General features: G+C 68.5%; 17 protein-coding genes. 9 read left to right on the top strand and 8 right to left on the bottom strand.

The window, feature by feature from the left end; genetic code table 11:
• Nucleotides 1-4: 4 nt before the first annotated feature.
• On the bottom strand, nucleotides 5-376 hold the full coding sequence (locus tag BMZ17_RS18805) for a VOC family protein (protein ID WP_093143108.1): 372 nt from the start codon (nucleotides 374-376) through the stop codon (nucleotides 5-7).
• A 117-nt stretch (nucleotides 377-493) separates the two neighbouring features.
• Here BMZ17_RS18805 and BMZ17_RS18800 point away from each other — a divergent pair, with 117 nt between their 5' ends.
• The 5 genes from BMZ17_RS18800 to BMZ17_RS18780 all read left to right on the top strand — a co-directional run bounded on the left by BMZ17_RS18800 (nucleotide 494) and on the right by BMZ17_RS18780 (nucleotide 3,930).
• Nucleotides 494-1,576 carry a DUF1615 domain-containing protein gene (locus BMZ17_RS18800; protein ID WP_093143103.1) on the top strand — a complete coding sequence of 361 codons (1,083 nt, stop codon included), beginning with the start codon at nucleotides 494-496 and terminating at the stop codon, nucleotides 1,574-1,576.
• 114 nt (nucleotides 1,577-1,690) lie between these two features.
• A complete protein-coding gene (locus tag BMZ17_RS18795; RefSeq protein WP_139203008.1) occupies nucleotides 1,691-1,939 on the top strand; it encodes a hypothetical protein in 249 nt (82 codons plus the stop codon).
• Nucleotides 1,936-2,844 carry an EamA family transporter gene (locus tag BMZ17_RS18790; protein WP_217645857.1) on the top strand — a complete coding sequence of 303 codons (909 nt, stop codon included), beginning with the start codon at nucleotides 1,936-1,938 and terminating at the stop codon, nucleotides 2,842-2,844. Before BMZ17_RS18795 ends, BMZ17_RS18790 begins: the two co-directional genes overlap by 4 nt.
• 64 nt (nucleotides 2,845-2,908) lie before the next feature.
• Nucleotides 2,909-3,613 (top strand): glutathione S-transferase family protein, encoded by a 705-nt coding sequence (locus BMZ17_RS18785; protein WP_093143093.1) that lies wholly within the window; start codon nucleotides 2,909-2,911, stop codon nucleotides 3,611-3,613.
• 83 nt (nucleotides 3,614-3,696) lie between these two features.
• Nucleotides 3,697-3,930 (top strand): hypothetical protein, encoded by a 234-nt coding sequence (locus BMZ17_RS18780; RefSeq protein WP_093143088.1) that lies wholly within the window; start codon nucleotides 3,697-3,699, stop codon nucleotides 3,928-3,930.
• Here BMZ17_RS18780 and BMZ17_RS18775 read toward each other — a convergent pair.
• The 3 genes from BMZ17_RS18775 to BMZ17_RS18765 all read right to left on the bottom strand — a co-directional run bounded on the left by BMZ17_RS18775 (nucleotide 3,927) and on the right by BMZ17_RS18765 (nucleotide 9,184).
• The gene (locus tag BMZ17_RS18775) at nucleotides 3,927-6,920 is read right to left on the bottom strand and encodes a ligand-binding sensor domain-containing diguanylate cyclase (protein ID WP_175485679.1); all 2,994 of its coding nucleotides are present in this window, start codon (nucleotides 6,918-6,920) and stop codon (nucleotides 3,927-3,929) included. The two genes, BMZ17_RS18780 and BMZ17_RS18775, sit on opposite strands and share 4 nt — an antisense overlap.
• Before the next feature lie 187 nt (nucleotides 6,921-7,107).
• Complete coding sequence (locus BMZ17_RS18770) at nucleotides 7,108-7,752, bottom strand: LuxR C-terminal-related transcriptional regulator (protein WP_093143078.1); 645 nt, start codon at nucleotides 7,750-7,752, stop codon at nucleotides 7,108-7,110.
• A complete protein-coding gene (locus BMZ17_RS18765) occupies nucleotides 7,745-9,184 on the bottom strand; it encodes an ATP-binding protein (RefSeq protein ID WP_093143977.1) in 1,440 nt (479 codons plus the stop codon). The genes BMZ17_RS18770 and BMZ17_RS18765 overlap by 8 nt, the downstream gene beginning before the upstream one ends.
• Nucleotides 9,185-9,359: 175 nt before the next feature.
• Here BMZ17_RS18765 and BMZ17_RS18760 point away from each other — a divergent pair, with 175 nt between their 5' ends.
• Together BMZ17_RS18760 and BMZ17_RS18755 are read left to right on the top strand one after the other, a co-directional pair.
• Nucleotides 9,360-10,268, top strand: coding sequence for a bestrophin family protein (locus tag BMZ17_RS18760; RefSeq protein WP_093143073.1), 909 nt, complete (start codon nucleotides 9,360-9,362; stop codon nucleotides 10,266-10,268).
• Nucleotides 10,269-10,291: 23 nt separating this feature from the next.
• Nucleotides 10,292-11,221: a universal stress protein gene (locus tag BMZ17_RS18755; RefSeq protein ID WP_093143069.1), complete on the top strand. Its 930-nt coding sequence runs from the start codon at nucleotides 10,292-10,294 to the stop codon at nucleotides 11,219-11,221.
• A gap of 7 nt (nucleotides 11,222-11,228) precedes the next feature.
• Here the strand turns inward: BMZ17_RS18755 and BMZ17_RS18750 are convergent, their stop codons facing one another.
• Both BMZ17_RS18750 and BMZ17_RS18745 read right to left on the bottom strand, forming a co-directional pair.
• Nucleotides 11,229-12,122: a ketopantoate reductase family protein gene (locus tag BMZ17_RS18750; protein WP_093143064.1), complete on the bottom strand. Its 894-nt coding sequence runs from the start codon at nucleotides 12,120-12,122 to the stop codon at nucleotides 11,229-11,231.
• Nucleotides 12,123-12,205: 83 nt separating this feature from the next.
• Nucleotides 12,206-13,873, bottom strand: coding sequence for a GMC oxidoreductase (locus BMZ17_RS18745; protein ID WP_175485678.1), 1,668 nt, complete (start codon nucleotides 13,871-13,873; stop codon nucleotides 12,206-12,208).
• A gap of 282 nt (nucleotides 13,874-14,155) precedes the next feature.
• On the opposite strand from BMZ17_RS18745, the gene lepB reads away from it, so the two are divergent.
• Complete coding sequence (gene lepB, locus BMZ17_RS18740) at nucleotides 14,156-14,779, top strand: signal peptidase I (RefSeq protein WP_093143056.1); 624 nt, start codon at nucleotides 14,156-14,158, stop codon at nucleotides 14,777-14,779.
• 4 nt (nucleotides 14,780-14,783) lie between these two features.
• Here lepB and BMZ17_RS18735 read toward each other — a convergent pair whose 3' ends face one another.
• Nucleotides 14,784-15,080, bottom strand: coding sequence for a hypothetical protein (locus BMZ17_RS18735; RefSeq protein WP_093143052.1), 297 nt, complete (start codon nucleotides 15,078-15,080; stop codon nucleotides 14,784-14,786).
• Between the two features lie 33 nt (nucleotides 15,081-15,113).
• A complete protein-coding gene (locus BMZ17_RS18730; protein WP_093143974.1) occupies nucleotides 15,114-15,425 on the bottom strand; it encodes a DUF2782 domain-containing protein in 312 nt (103 codons plus the stop codon).
• A gap of 117 nt (nucleotides 15,426-15,542) precedes the next feature.
• Here BMZ17_RS18730 and polA point away from each other — a divergent pair, with 117 nt between their 5' ends.
• Entirely contained in the window at nucleotides 15,543-18,308 is a 2,766-nt protein-coding gene (gene polA, locus BMZ17_RS18725) for a DNA polymerase I (RefSeq protein WP_093143049.1), read from the top strand.
• The last annotated feature ends 432 nt before the right edge of the window (nucleotides 18,309-18,740 follow it).

The following is an 18,740-nucleotide window of genomic DNA, read 5'->3' as shown; positions in this document are numbered from 1 at the left end:
GCGCTCACTGCATCGAATGCAGGCCGATCAGGTTGCCTTCGCTGTCCTTGACCAGGGCGATGAAGCCGTATGGCCCGATCGCGAACTTCTCCTTGAACACGCTCCCGCCAGCCGCGGCCACGCGCGCGGCAGGCACCGCGCAATCGGCGCAGACGAAGTACACCACCGTGCTGTTGCCGCCCGAGGGCATGCCCTCAAAACGCACCAGCGCGCCGGGTGCGCCGGCGGTTTCGGGCAGCATCGGGAAGGCCCACATCTCCACGCCGGTGCCCGGCAACTGTTCCAGGCGGATCTCCAGCACGGCCTCGTAGAAGGCGCGCGCCCGGGCCATGTCCTGCACGTAGATCTCGAACCAGCCCACCGGGTTGTGTGGCATCGCACGGCTCCCAAGCACAGGTCGAAATCGGCCCGCGCGCAGCCTAGCACCGGCGTCGGGCGGCCTAGCAGGGCGGGCGCGTGGCACGATGCGGCTTCCACCGCCAGCTTCGCTCCCATGATCCAACGCCTGTGTTGCCTGACGCTGTTGCTGCTCCTGGCCGGCTGCGCCACCCAACCCGCCGTGCAGGCCCAGCGCACGCCAACCGAGGTGCGTGCCGAGATCGTGCGCAAGCTGCCGGCCAAGCTGGACGATCGCCAGGGCTGGGCCGCCGATGTTTACGTGGCACTGACCGCGCAGGATATCGAGCCCAGCACCGCCAACCTGTGCGCGGTGCTGGCCGTGGCCGAGCAGGAAAGCACCTACAACGCCGATCCGCCCGTGCCCGGCCTGCCCAGGATCGCGCGTGCCGAGATCGACCGTCGCGCCGATGCGCTGCACTTGCCCAACCTGCTGGTCGACGCCGCGCTGCGGATCGATTCGCCCGATGGCCGCAGCTACGCGCAGCGGCTGGAAGGCGTGCGCACCGAGCGCGACATGAGCGAGCTGTACGAGGACTTCATCGGCATGGTGCCACTGGGCGGCAAGCTGTTCGGCGGGCTCAACCCGGTGCACACCGGCGGGCCGATGCAGGTCAGCATCGACTTCGCCCAGGCGCACGCACGCGGCTATCCGTATGCGCTGGATGCAGGCGTGCGGCATGAAGTGTTCACCCGTCGCGGCGGGCTGTATTTCGGCACGACGCATTTACTGGGCTATCCGGCGCATTACGACGCGATGCTGTATCGCTTCGCCGATTTCAACGCCGGCTGGTACGCCAGCCGCAATGCGGCTTTCCAGAACGCGGTCAGCAAGGCCTCGGGCATCAAGCTGGCGCTGGATGGCGACCTGCTGCTGCCCGGCGCCAGCCTCGACAATCCCGGCAGCACCGAACGCGCGGTGCGCGCGCTGGGCACGCGCCTGGGCCTGGACGATGCGCAGATCCGTCGTGCCCTGCAGCGCGGCGACCGGCTGGAGTTCGAGGAGACCGCGCTATACACGCAGGTCTTCGCGCTGGCCGATGCGGCCGCCGGCAAACCGCTGCCACGTGCGGTGTTGCCAGGCATCGTGCTCGAAAGTCCCAAGATCACCCGGCAACTGACCACCGCGTGGTTCGCCGATCGGGTCAACACGCGCTGGCAACGCTGCATGCAGCACTGAAGTCGACAGGGCCGTCGCAACGCTGGAACCGGCCTTTCCGTTGCATCGGCTCGGCGTGAGCGTGGCCCAGCGTTTACCATGAGGTTCCGGTGTGCGGCGCCGCGAACCCCCTTGATGACTGTCTTGAAACCGATGGCCAGCCAATACGCGACACCGCAACAGCTCGACGCCATGTTGGGCGCGCTGGAACACGACCTGCCCGAGCTGGTCGCCGCGCATCCTTCGCCCGGCGATTTCTGGGATGCCTTCATGCGACGCGTCGATCCGATCGAAGACAGCGCCGCCGACGACAACGACAGCCTGCTGCCACGCATCAACGCGATGCTGGCGCCCTACGGCATGCGCATCGCCGCGGTCGAATGACCGCTTCGCCCGAGGCTGGCATGGCGCCGCGCGACCTGCTGCTGGCGCTAGTGGTGATCGTGGTGTGGGGCCTGAACTTCGTGGTGATCCGGGTCGGCCTGGATGGCTTGCCGCCGATGCTGCTGGGCGCGCTGCGGTTCGTGCTGGCAGCGTTCCCGGCGGTGCTGTTCGTGCGTCGGCCTGCCGTGCCCTGGCGCTGGCTGCTGGCCTATGGCGCGACGATCTCGCTGGGCCAGTTCGTGTTTCTGTTCCAGGCCATGGCCCACGGCATGCCGCCGGGACTGGCGTCGCTGGTGCTGCAGTCGCAGGCGATCTTCACCCTGGTGTTCGCCGCGGCTTTCCTGCGCGAACGGATGCGCCCTGCCAGCGTGGTCGGGCTGTTGATCGCCGCCTTGGGCCTGCTGTTGATCGGCCTGGAGAACGGCCACGCCACGCCGCTGCTGGCGGTGCTGCTGACCCTGTGCGGCGGCGCAATGTGGGGCGCGGGCAACATCATCACGCGGCGCTTCGGCCAGGTGGACCAGCTGAGCCTGGTGGTGTGGGGCGCGCTGGTGCCGCCGCTGCCGTTCCTGGCGCTGTCGCTGTGGTGGGAAGGCCCGGCGCAGATCGCAAGCGCGCTACGCCACATCAATGCCCACTCGGTGTGGGCGCTGGTGTATCTGGCCTTTGGCGCGACGCTGCTGGGCTATGGCCTGTGGAGCCGACTGCTGTCGCGTTACCCGGCCGGCAAGGTCGCGCCGTTCTCACTGCTGGTGCCGGTGGTGGGGTTGAGTTCGTCGGCGTGGCTACTGGGCGAACGCCTGGGCATGCTGCAGTGGGTCGGCGGTGCGGTGGTGATGCTGGGGCTGCTGGTCAACGTGTTCGGCGCGCGCTTCATCGCGGCGTGGGCGCCGCGCAGCGCCTGAGCGAAGACGACGCGTTACGCGGTGGGCGTGTAGCGTGCGTCGCCTGTCCTGCTGGAGCCGAACCATGAGCGCGTTGTCCGAGTTCCCCATCACCAGCCGCTGGCCCGCGCGCGATCCCGATCGCATCCAGCTGTATTCGCTCAACACGCCCAACGGGGTGAAGGCCTCGATCATGCTGGAGGAAACCGGGCTGCCCTACGAGGCGCACCTGGTGGACATCGGCAACAACGAAAGCCACCTGCCCGAATTCCTCTCGCTCAATCCCAACGGCAAGATCCCGGCGATCATCGACCCGATCGGGCCGGGCGGGCGGCCGATCGGCCTGTTCGAATCCGGCGCGATCCTGGTCTACCTGGCCGACAAGACCAGCCGCTTCATCCCCGACGATCCGCAGCTGCGCTGGCAGACGCTGCAGTGGGTGTTCTTCCAGGCCGCGGGCATCGGGCCGATGTTCGGGCAGGTGGGGTTCTTCAATAAATTTGCCGGCAAGGACTACGAGGACAAGCGCCCGCTCAAGCGCTACGTGGACGAATCGCGGCGCCTGCTCGGCGTGCTGGACACCCAGCTGCAGGGCCGCGACTGGATCGTCGGCACCGACTACACCATCGCCGACATCGCCCACCTGGGCTGGGTGCGCAACCTGATCACCTTCTACCAGGCGCGCGAGCTGGTCGGCTTCGACGACTTCAAGCACGTAAGTGCCTGGCTGGAGCGCGGCCTGCAGCGCCCGGCCGTGCAGCGCGGGCTGGAGATCCCGAAGAAGGCTTGAGCGCGCGTCATGACCTCCTGCACTGTGCGCAACGCCGGGCCTGATCCAGCATCGCGGCCATCCATCACCCAGGGAATACCGTTATGAGCGAAGGACAGGGTTCCAGCGGCAACGTGATCGCCGCCATCTGCAGTTTCTTCATCCCCGGCCTGGGGCAGCTGTTCCAGGGACGGCTGATTTCGGCAGTGCTGTGGTTCGTGGTGGCCTGCATCGCCTTCGTCATCACCTGGCTGCTGACGCTGTCGCTGCTGCCGTTCGGCTGGTTCATCATCAGCGTGCTGTCGTGCATCAACGCGGCGGTGTATCGCCGCAGCTAGTTGGAAGCAAACCGCCAGGTGCCGCGGCCGCCATCCTTGGCCGCGTAGAGCGCGGTGTCGGCGGCCTTGTAGAGCGTGTCGCTGGTCAGGCCATCAGCCGGGAAGCACGCCACGCCGATGCTGGCCGAAGTCAGCATCTCCTGGCCCTGGTGGGTCATCGGCCGGGCCACGGCGGCGACGATGCGCGCGCATAGCGCATCGATCGCCGCGGTCGAGGCCGGCGCCGGGTCCAGCACCAGCGCGAACTCATCGCCGCCCAGTCGCACCAGCGCATCGCCATCGCGCAGGATGCCGGCGATGCGGTCGGCCACGGTCTTGAGCAGGGCGTCGCCGGCGTCGTGGCCCAGGGTGTCGTTGACCGACTTGAAGTGGTCCAGGTCGATCAGCAGCAATGCGAAAGCCGCCGGGGCGCCGCGCGCGGTCAGCGTGGCCATGCGCTCGTTGAATTCGCGTCGGTTGGGCAGGCCGGTCAACGAATCCACGTAGGCCAGGTGCTGCATGTGCTGGCGGCTGGCGCGCAGTTCCACGGTGCGCTGTTCGACCAGGCGCTCCAGGCGCGCGGTCTGCTGGCGCAGGCGCACCGTGCGCCACTGCAGGATCGCCAGCACCAGCAGGCCGGCCAGCAGCCACTGCGCGGCGCGGGCCAGCGTGGTCTGGTACCAGCGCGGCTGCACGTCCACCTGCAGCGCGATCTGGTGCGGGCTGAAGCGGCCGGTGTGGTTGGAGCCGCGCACGCGCAGCACGTAATGGCCGGGCGGCAGGTTGGTGTAGCTGGCGTGGCGGCTGCTGGCGGTGACCTGGGTCCACTTCTTGTCGAAGCCCTCCAGCTGGTAGGCGTAGCGGTTCTGCTGCGGCACCGACAGGTCCAGCGCGGCGAAGCTCACCGACAGGCTGTTGTCCTCGGCCGGTACGCTGACCGGCACGGTGCCGGCATCGGGCGAAACCCACTGCGGCTCGCTGCCCACGCGCAGGTCGGTGATCACCACCTGCGGCTGGTAGCTCCAGGGTTTGACCAGCGACGGCCTGATGATGGTGATGCCGCCCAGGCCGCCGAACAGCAGTTCGTCGCGGTTGGGCGTGAGCCCGGAATGGGTCCAGTAGGTGCTGATCGGCACGCCATCGGTAGTGCCGAAGGCCTGCGCCTGCATCTGCGTCGGATCGACGCGCGCCAGACCGTCGTCGGTGCTGACCCACAACGCGCCATCGTCGGCGCGCAGGATCATGTTGATGTTGTTGTTGGGCAGGCCGCGCTGGCCATCGATGATGGCGCGCGTGACCCATTGCTCACCCTGGCGGTCCAGCACGTGCAGGCCGTGGCCCAGCGTGCCCAGCCACAGGCGGTCCGGGCCGTCCTTCAGCAGCGAGGTGACCATGCCCATCGCGCTGTTGGACTGGGCCACCGACGTCATGTGGCCACTGCGCAGGTCCAGCCAGGCCAGGCCGTTGTTGGTGCCCACCCATAGCGAATCGGCATCGCGCTGGGCCAGCATCGCGATGCGCTGGTCGGCCAGGTCGGGGTTATGCGGATCGGGATGCGGATGCAGGCGATCGGGGTTGGGCAGCGCCTGCAGGCCATCGTTGCCGCCGACCCACACCACGCCATCGGCATCGCGGAACAACCGGTTGATCCGCGCGATCACACTGCGGCCCGGCACGGTCACGCGCTGCACGCCGCGGCCCTGCGCATCTGCGCGGTATAGCCCCTGGGTGGTGCCGATGAACATGCCGCCGTCCGGTGCGCGGGCGAAGGCGGTGACGAACTTGCCGGGGAGGGCGCGCTCGGGCGCGTCCGGGTCGGGCACGATGCGCTGGCTGGCGCCGGAATCGGGGTCGACGATCAGCACGCCGGCATCGCTGGTGCCGATCCAGATGCGGCTGCGGTCGTCCTGGGCCAGGGCCGAGGCATCGGACGCGCCCAGGCCGTGGTCGCTGCCGGCCACGCCGAACAGCGTCTGGAAGGCCGCGCCATTGGTGTCCATGCGGGCGACCGCGCGATCGGTGCCCACCCACAGCATCCCGCTGTGGTCGCGCAGCAGCGAGAACACCGAGCCTTCGCCCAGGCTGGTGGCCAGCATCGGGTTGTGTTCGATGTAGCGCAGGTGCGGGGCCTCGGCGCTGGCCTGCAGGATGCCGTGGGTATCGGTGCCCAGCCAGACCACGCCGGGGCGCACCTCGATCAGGGTCGGCACCACGTCCGGCGCGCGCCCGTCCGGCCCGTTGACCCGGGCGAAGCGGTCCTGCTGGCGCGAGGACACGAACGCGCCAGCGCCATCGGTGCCCACCCACAGCCGGCCGCTGCGGTCCTGCATCAGGGAGATCACCGTGGCCCGGCGTTCCTGGCGCATCGGCAGGCTCACCGGTTCGAAGCGGGCGGCGTCCGCAGGTCGGCGCAGCAGCCCGCCGCGCGTGGACAGCCACAGCCCGCCATCGCGGCCGACGAACACCGCCACCGCCGGCGAAGTCGTCGGAAATTCCAGCCGCGCCTTGCCGGTATCGGGATCGACATGGACCAGGCCTTCGTCGGTGGCAAGCCACAGGCCGGTGCCGCCATCGCCGACGATCCGGTTGATCGACGCCTGGCTGGGCGCCTTGCCGTCCAGCACCAGTGGCACCGGGACGAACTGGTCGCGCTGGCGGTCATAGCGTGCCAGCGCGCCGGCGGTCGCGCCGATCCACAGCTGGCCCTCGTGGTCCACCGCCAGCGCCTGCACATAGCTCTGCGGCAGTGAATTGATCTGGCCCGGCGCCAGCCTGTAGGTCCGCAGCTGGTAGCCATCCCAGCGCGAGAGGCCGTTGTAGGAGGTCATCCACAGGAAGCCCAGCCCGTCCTGGGCCATCGCCATCGCGCCGCTGTTGGCGGGGATGTCACTGCCGCCGGTGCTGTCCAGCGGGTGGAAGACCGGCTCGGTCAGCGCGGACCAGCGCAGGCTGTCCAGCGGCTGCGCCTGGCCCGGTGCGATCCAGCCGCACACCAGCAGCAGCCACGCCACGCACGGCGTCCGCCAGCGGGCGGCGCCGGTCCGGGCAGCGGCAGGCGTGGACGATGTCGGTGTCACAAGCGGCATGGAGGGGCACGATAGAGCGAAGCGGCGACGCGGTGTGCATCCGTGTTCACGGTCCCGCCCACGTCAACGGCCGCTGCGGGCCAAACTTGAACCCGCCGCGCTCTGAGGCCGCTCAGACCAGGTCGCGGTAGTCCTGCAGGATCACCATCACCAGCTGGCTGCGCGAGCGCACGTCCAGCTTGTTGAACAGCTGCTGGAAGGTCGCCTTGATCGCGCTTTCCGAGCTGCCCAGCTCGCGCGCGATCTGCTTGTTGGGCTGGCCGCGCAGCAGGCCCTTGAGCACCTCGCGCTCCTTGTCGGTGAAGCTGGCCCGGTCCTGCCGGGCACTGCTGGCCACCAGCGATTGCAGGTAGCGCTGCTCGATCAGCACCCGACCCATCGCCACCGCATCGATGCTGTCGATGAGCGCATCGGTGGAGACATCCTTGCGGCACAGGCCGGACACGCCCAGCCGGATCAGCTCCAGCGCGTCACGCTCGGAGACCCCGGCAGTGACCACCAGCGTGGCCACGCCTGCCGGCTGGGTCGCGCGCTGGCGCATGTAGTCCAGTGCAGTGGCGTCGCCCAGGTCGTAATCAAGGATCACCACGTCCGGCGCCAGCGTGGCGATCTGGGCCAGCGCCTCGGCCAGCACGCCGGACTGGCCAACGACGTCGAAGCGAGGATCGGCATCGAGCAGGCGGCGCAGGCCTTCGCGGAACAGGGTGTGGTCGTCCAGCAGGTACAGGCGCACCGGCCGGCGCGGGGCGTCATCCATCGAGGGTCTCCGTGACCGGCGCGCGCGCCAGCGGCAGGTGGAGTTCGAAGCAGCAGCCCGGCCCGTCCGGCACGTGGCGCAGCTGGCCGTGCTGGTTGTGCATCAGCGCCCGCGAGACATACAGGCCCAGACCGGTGCCGTCGCTGTCGCGGTGAAAGGGTTGGAACAGTCGCTCGGGCCGGGCCAGGCCGGGCCCGCTGTCGCGCACGCTCAGCACCGCGTGTTCGCTTTCGACGCGTGCGGTCAGCCAGAGCTGGCGTTGCGACGCCGGCTGCGTCGCCACCGCGCGCAGGGCATTGCGCGCAAGGTTCAACAGCACCTGCAGCAGCGCGTGGCGATCGCCGCGCACGCGCGGGAAATCACGTTCAATCTCCACCTGCACCTGACCATCGATGTCGTCCCAGTCCGGCTGGACGATCAGCGCCAGTTCGTTGCATAGCGCGTAGACGCTGGTTTCGCCGCCATCGCGCGCGGACGCCTTATGCAGGTTGAAGGACGCCAGTTCCATCAACGCCTGCACCAGGTCGCGCAGCGCAGCCAGGTCCGGGTCCTCGCGCAGCGCCGGATGGCGCGCCAGGTTGGCGCTGACCATGCCCGCGGCCGAACAGAGGTTGCGGATCTCGTGCGAGACCGCGCCGGCCAGCAGGCGGTTGTTCTGCAGCAAATCTTCGAAATGCGCCGACGCGCGCGCCCGCACGTCCTCGGTGGTATCGACCAGGATCGCGGCCAGGTGGCGGGTCTCGCTGTCCTGGTAGGCGGAGAACCAGGTGGTTGCCGGGAACGCGCTGCCATCGGCGCGCCGGCCCCAGGTCGAGGCCGAGGTACGCAGGCCCTCGACGCTGGCGCTCAGGTGCAGCGCATCGTCCAGCACCGGCAGGAAATCGCGGACTTGGCGTCCTTCCAGCGCCTGGCCGTCGGGCAGTTCCAGGATTTCGTGCGCGGCGCGGTTGCCGGCCACGATGCGGCCGTCGCCGGCCACGGTCAGGATCGCGGCCGGGCTGCTGTCGGCCAGCAGCCGCAGCTGGCGCTCCACGCGCCGGCGCAGGCGTTGTTCGGCGCGCAGCTGCACGTAATGGCGCAGGACCACGCGGCGTGTGCGGCTGACCTCGGCCACCAGCAGGCCGCAGCCGGCGTAGGCCACGCTGGCCATCGCGAAGCGCAGCGCCTGTTCGATCCAGGCCTCGTCCAGCACGAACATCCCGCGCAGTGCCGCGCACGCGATCGCGACCACTACGATCTGCCGCCGCCTGAGCACCGTGGCAGCCAGCGTGACCGGCAGCACATACAGCACGCCCAGCGACACCTCCGACGCCCACGCCGCCTCGATGCAGGCCAGCAGCACCAGCATCGCCAACGCGCTCCACAACGTGGGCGCGCGGTTCAATTTCACCAGCTGGCCGCGCCAGCGCAGCGGCAGCCTCAATCGGTCCATCGTGTGTTCCGCATGCGCAGGAGGATCCGACATCGCAGCAGGAGCGCCACCCATCGAAAGATAGTTGCTGCACTGCAACAGATGGGTGAACGCGCGTCGCCGGTTGGCGCTTCGATGGCAGACCAAGCGTCAGCGCCGGCGCTGTAATGCAGCCATTGCCGCAGACGAGGCCGCCATGATCATCGCCGACCGATTTCCCCTGCGCCGCATCTGGCCGCGCACCTACAAGCGCCTGCTGGTGCTGCTGGCCTTCGATTGCGCGGTGGCGGTGCTATACACCTTTGCCGGCTGGGACTGGCTCTCGCTAGAGGCCGTGCCGCTGGCGCAGTTGGGCTCGGCGCTGGCGATCTTCCTGGCGTTTCGCGCCAACGCCGCCTATGGGCGCTGGTGGGAAGCGCGCCAGCTGTGGGGCTCGCTGGTCAACACCTCGCGGGCGATCGCGCGCCAGGCGATGACCGCGCTGGATGTCGATCCGGCCGATCCGCGCCAGCTCGCGCTGCGCGACGACATCGTGGTGCATCAGGTCGCGTTCGTGCATGCGTTGCGCTGCCACCTGCGCAAGCAGAACCCGTTTCCCGAGCTCACCGGCCTGCTCGGCGAAGCGCGCGCCGATGGGCTGCGTGGCTACGCCAACGTGCCCAACGTGCTGACCCTGCAGATCGGCAGCCTGCTGCAGGATGCGCGTGCGCTGGGCATGATCGATTCGATGCGCTGGACCGCACTGGACACCAGCCTCACCACGCTAGCCAACATCCAGGGCGCGTGCGAGCGCATCAAGAACACGCCGCTGCCGCGCCAGTTCTCTTCGCTGCCGCGCGCGCTGGTCAACCTGTACTGCTGGCTGGTGCCGCTGGGCCTGGTCGGTGGCATGGGCCTGGCGATGCCGATCGCCTCGGTGATGATCAGCTTCACCCTGATCGCGGTCGATTCGGCCGCCAGCGGCATCGAGGATCCGTTCGAGAACACCGTCAACGACACGCCGATGACCGCGCTGTCGCGGGGCATCGAACTCACGCTGCGCGAGATGCTTGGCCAGCGCGTGCCACTGCGCAACGTACAGGCCATCGACGGCTTCATCTACTGAGTCCAACGACAGGAGCGCACCGCATGTACACCGCCCCCTCGCACCTGGTGTTCGCCACCAATTTTTCCGAAACCTGCCACGCGGCGATCCCGACGCTGGCGCAGCTGGTCGATCGCCTGCGCGCCAAGCTCACGCTGCTGCACGTGCATGCCAAGGGCCAGCGCGGCCACGCGCAGCAGGCGTTGGATTCGTTCTTCGCCGAAGCCTCCCACTATCCGGGCTGCGAGCGGGCGCTGTACGGCGGCCCGGCGGCGGCCGGCATTGCCGCGTATTGCCGCAGCCATCCCGAGGCGCTGCTGATCATGCCGCCGTCCGAACGGACCGGCCTGCCGCGGCCGCTGCATGTCTCGCTGCGCGCGCAGGTGCTGCAGCGCGTGTCCACGCCGATGCTGACCCTGCCGTACGCCGATGCGTTGCCGCGCGACGGCCAGATCGGCGGGCAGGTGGCGTGCTGGATCAGCGACCGGGCTTCGGCGCAGGACCTGGTGCGCGATGCGGCCAACTTGGCGCGGCGTCGCGGCGCCGACCTGCACCTGCTGCATGTGATGCCCGAAGCCAGCGAAGGCCTGCTGGTCGACAGCCTGTTCGATGATCGTCCGCTGGCCGAGCCGGCGGTCTCGCGTTGGCTGGCCGATCTGGCCGCCAGCGTGCAGGACCCGCAGCTGCGTATCCGCCTCCACCTGGGCACGGGCAATCCGCGTCGGCAGATCGCCGGGCTGCTCAAGCGCGCGCGGGCCGATGTGCTGGTGGTGCAGCACGATGCAGTGCTGCGTCGGCGCTTCGGCCGTCACACCTTCGACGCAGTGTTGTCCGAGAGCCCGTGCCTGCTGCTGTGCGTGCCGCGGCGGCACCAGGGCGTGGCGATGCCTGCGCGTCTGGCCGATCGACGCATGCGCGGTTTCGACTTCCTGCCGCCGCGCCTCAAACGCCTGACTGCCGGAACCCGCGTTTGAGCGCGCGTTAGCGCGCGGTCGATTCCAGCAGCTTCACCAGGCACCACAGCGTGTGGTTGACCGGCGTGGCGATGCCGCGCGCGGCGCCGAGGCAGACGATGGCGCCGTTGAGGTGATCGATCTCGCTGGGCTTGCCGCGGGCCAGGTCCTGCGCGGTGGAGGAACGCTGCCCGGCCATGGTGTCGGCGATGGCGCGCGCCTGGGTCCAGAGATCACCGGGCAGGGCGATGCCTTCGGCCGCGGCGACAGCGGCGCATTCGTCGAACGCATCGCGCATCGCCCGTTCCACGCCTGTCTGCTGCACCAACACGCCATAAGGCTGCTGGGCGATGGCCGACAGCGCGTTGTAGACGCAGTTGATGACCAGCTTGGACCACAGCGCAGCGAACACCGTGTCCGAGACCTGCGTGGGAATGCCGGCCGCCGCAAGCGCATCGGCCAGCGTCGCGCTGCCCGGCGATGGCCCGATCACCAGATCGCCGCGACCGTGGTGGCGCACGTGGCCAGGGCCGGCCATTTCCGTGGCGACATAGACCACGGTCGGGATCACGTCGCGGCCCAGCACCTGCGCCAGGCGGGCGGCGTTGTCCACGCCGTTCTGCAGGCTCAGCACTTGGGCGTGGGACGACAGGTGCGGCGCGATTTGCGCGCCTGCATCCTCGGTCGCGCCGGACTTGACGCAGAACAGCACCACGTCGGCGTCGCGCACCGCCGCCGGATCGACGCTAGCCGCCAGCGCGACCTGGCCATCGAACGCGGCCGACTCCAGCCACAGCCCGTGGGCCTGGACCGCGTCGACCAGCGGTTGCCGGCCGATCAAGGTGACGGCGTGACCAGCGCGTGCGAGCAGGGCGCCGTAGTAGCAGCCCACGGCACCGGCGCCCATGACGGCGATCTGCATGCGAAAGAATCCTGTCGCGATGGAGGGCCGGTGACTTTAGCCAATCGCCGCGTGCAACGTCAGCGCGCCCTGCGGCGCGCGTTTCAGCGGACCGGATGCGCGCGGCTGATGACGTCGCGTGCGTCGCGCTGGGACTGCCGGCGGATGCGGTCGGCCAAGCGCAGCGACAGCGCCACGATGGTCAGGGTGGGATTGGCATAGCCGCCACTGGGGAACACCGCCGAGCCGGTGACGAACAGGTTGTCCACGCCATGCACGCGGCCGTCGCGATCGACCACGCCGCTGCGCGGATCGTCATGCATGCGCGTGGTGCCCAGGAAGTGCGTGGTCGAGGTGGTCTTGACCTCGAACGGCCGGCGGATCTCGAAGGTGCCCACGCCACTGCGCGCCAGTTCGCGCGCGAAGATGTCCTGGGTCTTGTGGACCAGGGCGATGTCCTGGTCGTGCCAGCGCCACTGGATCTCGATGCGGCGATTGCCCAGGTCGTCGCGCTCTTCGCCCAGGCGCACGCGGTTGTCGTAGCGCGGCGGTTGTTCGGCCTGGTGCAGCACTTCGAAATGATCCAGGCGATGGCTGGGATTGCCGGTCTTCGACCAGCCACCCACGCCCAGGTGCGAGATCGGATTGCGCTTGCGGTCGTTGTACTGCTGGGCCACGCCATCGAGGCCGTAGAGCGTGGCCAGCAGGTCGCGCTTGCGCAGGCGGCCGCGCTTCTGCAGGGCATCGCGCACGCGCTGCGAGGCGCGGAAGCCGATCTCGCGCCGCCGCGACATGCTGCGACGGGGGAACAGGATCGTGCTCAGGTTGACGCAGGGTTCGCCGCGCAGCGTGGCATCGGTGAGCTGCAGGTGGCCCATGCCCGACGTGCCGTCCAGGCGACGCAGGTCGTACAGGGCCATGCAGTCGATCTGCTTGCGCGAGGCCGGCGTCAGCGTGCCGCCGAAGATCAGCGGGTGGTCCATGAAGTATCGCCCGACCAGGTCGTGCGTATTGCCGATGCCGTTGGCATGGCAATCGTTGGACGCCAGCAGCAGCTGCGGCGTGGCCAGTCCGCCCTGCGCCAGCACGATGGTGTCGGCTTCGAACACCGCCGCGTGCCCCGGCTGCGGCGCCACGTGCACAGCGGTGACGCGCACGCCGGCCTCGTCCATCTGCAGGCGCGTGGCGGTGGCGTTGTAGTAACAGTTCACGTCGCCGGACGCGCCGATCAGTTCACGGTTCTTGGTCAGCACCACGTCCTTGTCGGCGAACTGGAACATGCTGGTGCGCAGCCCGCTGCCCTGCAGTGGCAGGCGTGGCGCGTCCTGGCCTTCCCAGTAAGCGGGGCCGTAATCCCACTGCGGCAGCTCGAACCAGGTCTGGGCGCGCGCATAGAACGGGTTGAGCTCGTCCAGGGTCAGCGGCCAGCCGCTGTTGGGCATCCACACGCGCGCCTCGAAATCGGCCGCGCTCAGCGGCACCAGGCGCAGGTGATTGGCGCCCAGGCCGGCGTCGACCAGCCAGCGATTGGCGTTGCCGCCGAAGCGCCGCGTGGTCCACAGCCCGCGATGGCCTTCGAACACCGAGGTGCTGGCCGGCTGGCCACGGTCGGCGAGGTCTTCGTTCAAGCCGCCGCTTTCCAGCAGGATCACGCGCAGCCCGCAGTGGCGCAGTTCGGTCGCCAGGGCGATGCCGGCCGGTCCGGCGCCGACGATGCAGATGTCGGCGCGGATCACGGAATCGGGGGGCAGGGCTTTGGCATCGACGAACATGGCGAACAGATCCTTTGCGGGCACGGCGGGAGATGGCGTCGGGCCCAGAACGGGCATCGGCGTCACACTTGTTTTACAACGCGGGCCTGTTTGCTGACAGGTCAGACAGGTTTCCTGTTCAGGCTGGCGACGTTGACGCGTTTACGTCCTTCGCTTTCCGGCCGCCTGCAACGCGATCAGGCCAGCCGCTCGCTCCCTGCCGTCGGTCACAGTGACCGCCAGCACTGGGGCGCGCCTGTCCGTTGGCGTGATGCTGGCCACTCACCACCTCGGGAACGCGCCATGTCCGTCTCGTCCACGTCCGCCTCGAAATCCGCCCGGTCAGCCGGCTGGCGTAGCGAACTGCCGCGCCTGGCGCTGATGGTGTGCCTGCTGTTCGTGGCGCGCAGCTCGTTCGCCAACCATTACGTGGTGCCGTCCGGCTCGATGCAGCACACGTTGGAGATCGGCGACCGGGTCGTGGTCGACATGCGCGCCTACGGCCTGCGTCTGCCGGTCACCGATACGGTCCTATGGCCGACCGGCACGCCGCAGCGCGGCGATGTGGCGGTGTTCGATTCGCCGTTGGATGGCACGCGCCTGATCAAGCGCGTCGCCGCGGTCGGCGGCGACCGCGTGCAGCTGCACGACGGCCATCTGTGGATCAACGGGCGCGCGCTGGCCGACGACGATGCCGCGCTGGAGCGCTTCGACGCGCGCCAGGTGCGGCTGGATCTGGATGAAGGCGGCGGCCCGGATATCGACGCGCTGGTCGTGCCGGCTGGGCAGGTGCTGATGCTGGGCGATCATCGCGGCAACAGTGCCGATGGCCGTTATTTCGGGCTGGTGCCGGCGCGGGCGCTGTATGGACGTGCGGTAGCGGTGTACTGGCGGCGCGGCGACGGGCTCGGTTGGCGCCAGCTGTAAGGCCTCAGCGGCGGACGCTGAAACCCGGGCGTTCGTTGATGCGACCGTCGCGCTCGAGGGTGACGAAACGCTTGCCGTCGCGGTCGAAGATCACCGGCACCGGCTCGCCGAACATCGGCCGGCGGATGAAGCCCAGTTTCCACTGGAACTGCTCCATCGTGCGCAGGGTCTTGAGCTGGGCCTCGTTGAGCCCGGCACGCAGCGCGGTGGCCAGCGGGCCATCGGAGATCCGGCGTTCTCGGCGTTGGTCGGGCACGTCCTTTTCCTGCAGCAGCGCCGCGTGGCCGGCGTTAACGGACATTGAAGCTGAATGCGGCCGCGTGGGCAACTGCGCTCACCAGCCGTAGAGCTTCCAGTACACCGGGGAGATGTCGCCGCGGTTGGGCGCGCTGCTGTGGTCCAGCTTGCCGTCGCCGTTGTCGTCGTACAGGTAATAGGCCGGGCCGCGGGTCGGGGTGATCTTGACCATGCGCAGCGCACCTGCGACGCGGAACTCCTGGATCACATCGCCGTTGTCCTCGGTGCGTACGGCCACGTCGGGGTTGTCCAGGTCCATCTCGCTGACGGCGCGGGCTGCATCGCCATCGCCGCGGGTCGACGCGCAGCCGGCCATCAGCAGCACGCCAGCCAGCAGCAACGGGGTCAAACAGGACAGGGCTTTCATGGCGGCGCTCGCGGCGAAGGACGAAGCGCGGATTATCCGCCGCCGGCGCCCACAATGCGTGACGGCATCCGGCGAAAAGCCGCGGCGTAGAATTGGCCCATGACAAGACTCGTATTGATCGACGGCTCCAGCTACCTCTACCGCGCCTTCCATGCGCTGCCGCCGCTGACCAACGCCGAGGGCGAGCCGACCGGCGCGCTGTTCGGCGTGGTCAACATGCTGCGCGCCACGCTGAAGGAAAAGCCCGAGTACGTCGCCTTCGTGGTCGACGCGCCGGGCAAGACCTTCCGCGACGACCTCTATCCCGAGTACAAGGCCAATCGCGCCGCGATGCCCGATGACCTGCGCGCGCAGATCGAGCCGATGTGCCGGATCGTGCATGCGCTGGGCATCGACATCCTGCGCGTGGACGGCGTGGAGGCCGACGATGTGATCGGCACGCTGGCGCTGCAGGGCAACACCGACGGCCTGCAGGTGACGATCTCCACCGGTGACAAGGACTTCGCCCAGCTGGTGCGCCCGGGCGTGGAGCTGGTCAACACGATGAGCGGTAGCCGCATGGATTCGGATGCGGCGGTGATGGACAAGTTCGGCGTGCGCGCCGACCAGATCATCGACCTGCTCTCGCTGATGGGCGACACCGTGGACAACGTGCCCGGCGTGGAGAAGTGCGGCCCCAAGACCGCGGCCAAGTGGCTGGGCGAATACGGCACGCTGGACAACGTCATCGCCAACGCCGGCAACATCAAGGGCAAGATCGGCGACAACCTGCGCGCCGCACTGGAGCGCCTGCCGCTCAACCGCACGCTGGTCACGATCAAGACCGACGTGGCGCTGGAGGTGGCCGCGCAGGACCTGGCGCTGCGCGACCAGCACGTGGATGAACTGCGCGAACTGTATGCGCGCTATGGCTTCAACCAGGCGCTGAAGGACCTGGACGGCGGCAGTGTTTCTGCGCCGGTGTCGGAGAAGGAGCCCGGCAAGGCGCGTGGCACCGGCTTCAGCGCTGCGCCTGCGGCAACGGCGTCGTCGGATCTGGATCCGGCGCTGTCGGCCGCCGGCGACTACGAGACCGTGCTGACCACCGAACAGCTCGACGCCTGGATCGCCACGCTGAGAAGCGCCGGCCGCTTCGCCTTCGATACCGAGACCGACAGCCTGGACCCGATGCAGGCCAACCTGGTCGGCCTGAGCTTCGCTGCCGAGGCGGGCAAGGCAGCGTATGTGCCGTTCGGCCACGACTATCCGGGCGCGCCGGCGCAGCTGGATCGTGCGGCGGTGCTGGAGGCGCTGCGCCCGCTGCTGACTGATCCGGCGATTGAAAAGATCGGCCAGCACGGCAAGTACGACCTGCACGTGATGCGCCGCCATGGCGTGGACGTGGCCGGCTACACGCAGGACACGCTGCTGGAGAGCTTCGTGCTGAACTCCGGCAGCGCCCGCCACGATATGGACAGCCTGGCCAAGCGCTACCTGGGCTACGACACGGTCAAGTACGAGGACGTGTGCGGCAAGGGCGCCAAGCAGATCGCGTTCTCGCAAGTCGCGCTGGACGATGCGACCCGCTACGCCGCCGAGGACGCCGACATCACTTTGCGCCTGCATCAGGTGCTGGCGCCGAAGCTGGCCGCCGAGCCCGCGCTGGAAACGGTCTACCGCGACATCGAGATGCCGCTGGTGCCGGTGCTGGCGCGGATCGAGGCCAACGGCGTGCGCGTGGACGCCGACGAACTGCGCCGGCAGAGCGCCGACCTGTCCAAGCGCATGCTCGCCGCCCAGCAGAAGGCCACCGAGCTGGCCGGCCGCACCTTCAACCTGGATTCGCCCAAGCAGCTGCAGGCGCTGCTGTTCGACGAGCTGGGCCTGCCGGCCGTGGTCAAGACGCCCAAGGGTCAGCCTTCGACCAATGAGGAAGCGCTGGAGGCCATCGCCGACCAGCACGAGCTGCCGCGCGTGATCCTGGAATACCGCGGCCTGGCCAAGCTGCGCAGCACCTACACCGACAAGCTGCCGGACATGATCCATCCCGAGACCGGCCGCGTGCACACCAGCTACCACCAAGCGGGCGCGGCGACCGGGCGGCTGTCCTCCTCCGACCCGAACCTGCAGAACATCCCGATCCGCACCGACGACGGCCGCCGCATCCGCCGCGCCTTCGTCGCGCCTGCGGGCCGCAAGCTGGTGGCCTGCGACTACTCGCAGATCGAGCTGCGGATCATGGCGCACCTGTCTGGCGATCCGGGCCTGGTGGGCGCGTTCGAATCCGGCGCCGACGTGCACAAGGCCACCGCCGCTGAAGTCTTCGGCCGCAAGATCGACGAGGTCACCAGCAACGAGCGCCGCGCCGCCAAGGCGATCAATTTCGGCCTGATGTACGGCATGAGCGCCTTCGGCCTGGCCCGCCAGCTCTCGATCGGCCGCGGCGAGGCGCAGGACTACATCGCGTTGTACTTCAGCCGCTATCCGGGCGTGCGTGACTACATGGAGTCCACCCGCCAGCAGGCACGCGAGAAGGGCTACGTGGAGACCGTGTTCGGCCGCCGCCTGTATCTGGATTACATCAACGGCGGCACCCAGGGCCAGCGCGCCGGCGCCGAGCGTGCGGCGATCAACGCGCCGATGCAGGGCACCGCCGCGGACATCATCAAGCGCGCGATGGTCAGCGTGGACGGCTGGCTGGCCGATCATGCCGACCGGGCGCTGATGATCCTGCAGGTGCACGACGAACTGGTGTTCGAAGCCGATATCGACTTCGTCGACACGCTGACCGCCAAGGCGCGCGAACTGATGTCTGGCGCGGCGACGCTGGCCGTGCCGCTGGAAGTGGATTGCGGCGTCGGCGACAACTGGGATGAGGCCCACTGATAAGTGGGTCTCGGCTCATTGACGAATGAGCTTCAGCCCACTGATAAGTGGGTCTCGGCTCATTGACCGATGAGCTTCAGCGCACTTGCACGTGCGCCTTGGCGCACTGACGCGTGAGACCTCCAGCCCACTAACAGGTGGGCCTCGGCTTGCCACCGAATGCGCTTCGGTGTGACAACGCATTCACCCCACGCGACGTGCAGATGACGCGTCCGCAAGTCACGTTGCCTGTATGCCAAGCGCATACCACTTCGTATGTTTTTCGTTTAATCCGGACCATGTAACAAGCAGTTACATAGAGGCGCCGCAACTAACGAAAAAATAATTTCAGTACTGATCAGTTTATGATCTGAATAACCCCTAAATCCAACGGGTTTTTAACTGGATTCTTCACGATCCATCCATGTTGAGAGTGCTTTCATAGCCCTCGAC

The sequence above is a fragment of the Pseudoxanthomonas sp. GM95 genome (assembly GCF_900109775.1).
Taxonomy (GTDB): Bacteria; Pseudomonadota; Gammaproteobacteria; order Xanthomonadales; family Xanthomonadaceae; genus Pseudoxanthomonas_A.
This window is presented reverse-complemented; position numbering and strand designations above follow the sequence as displayed.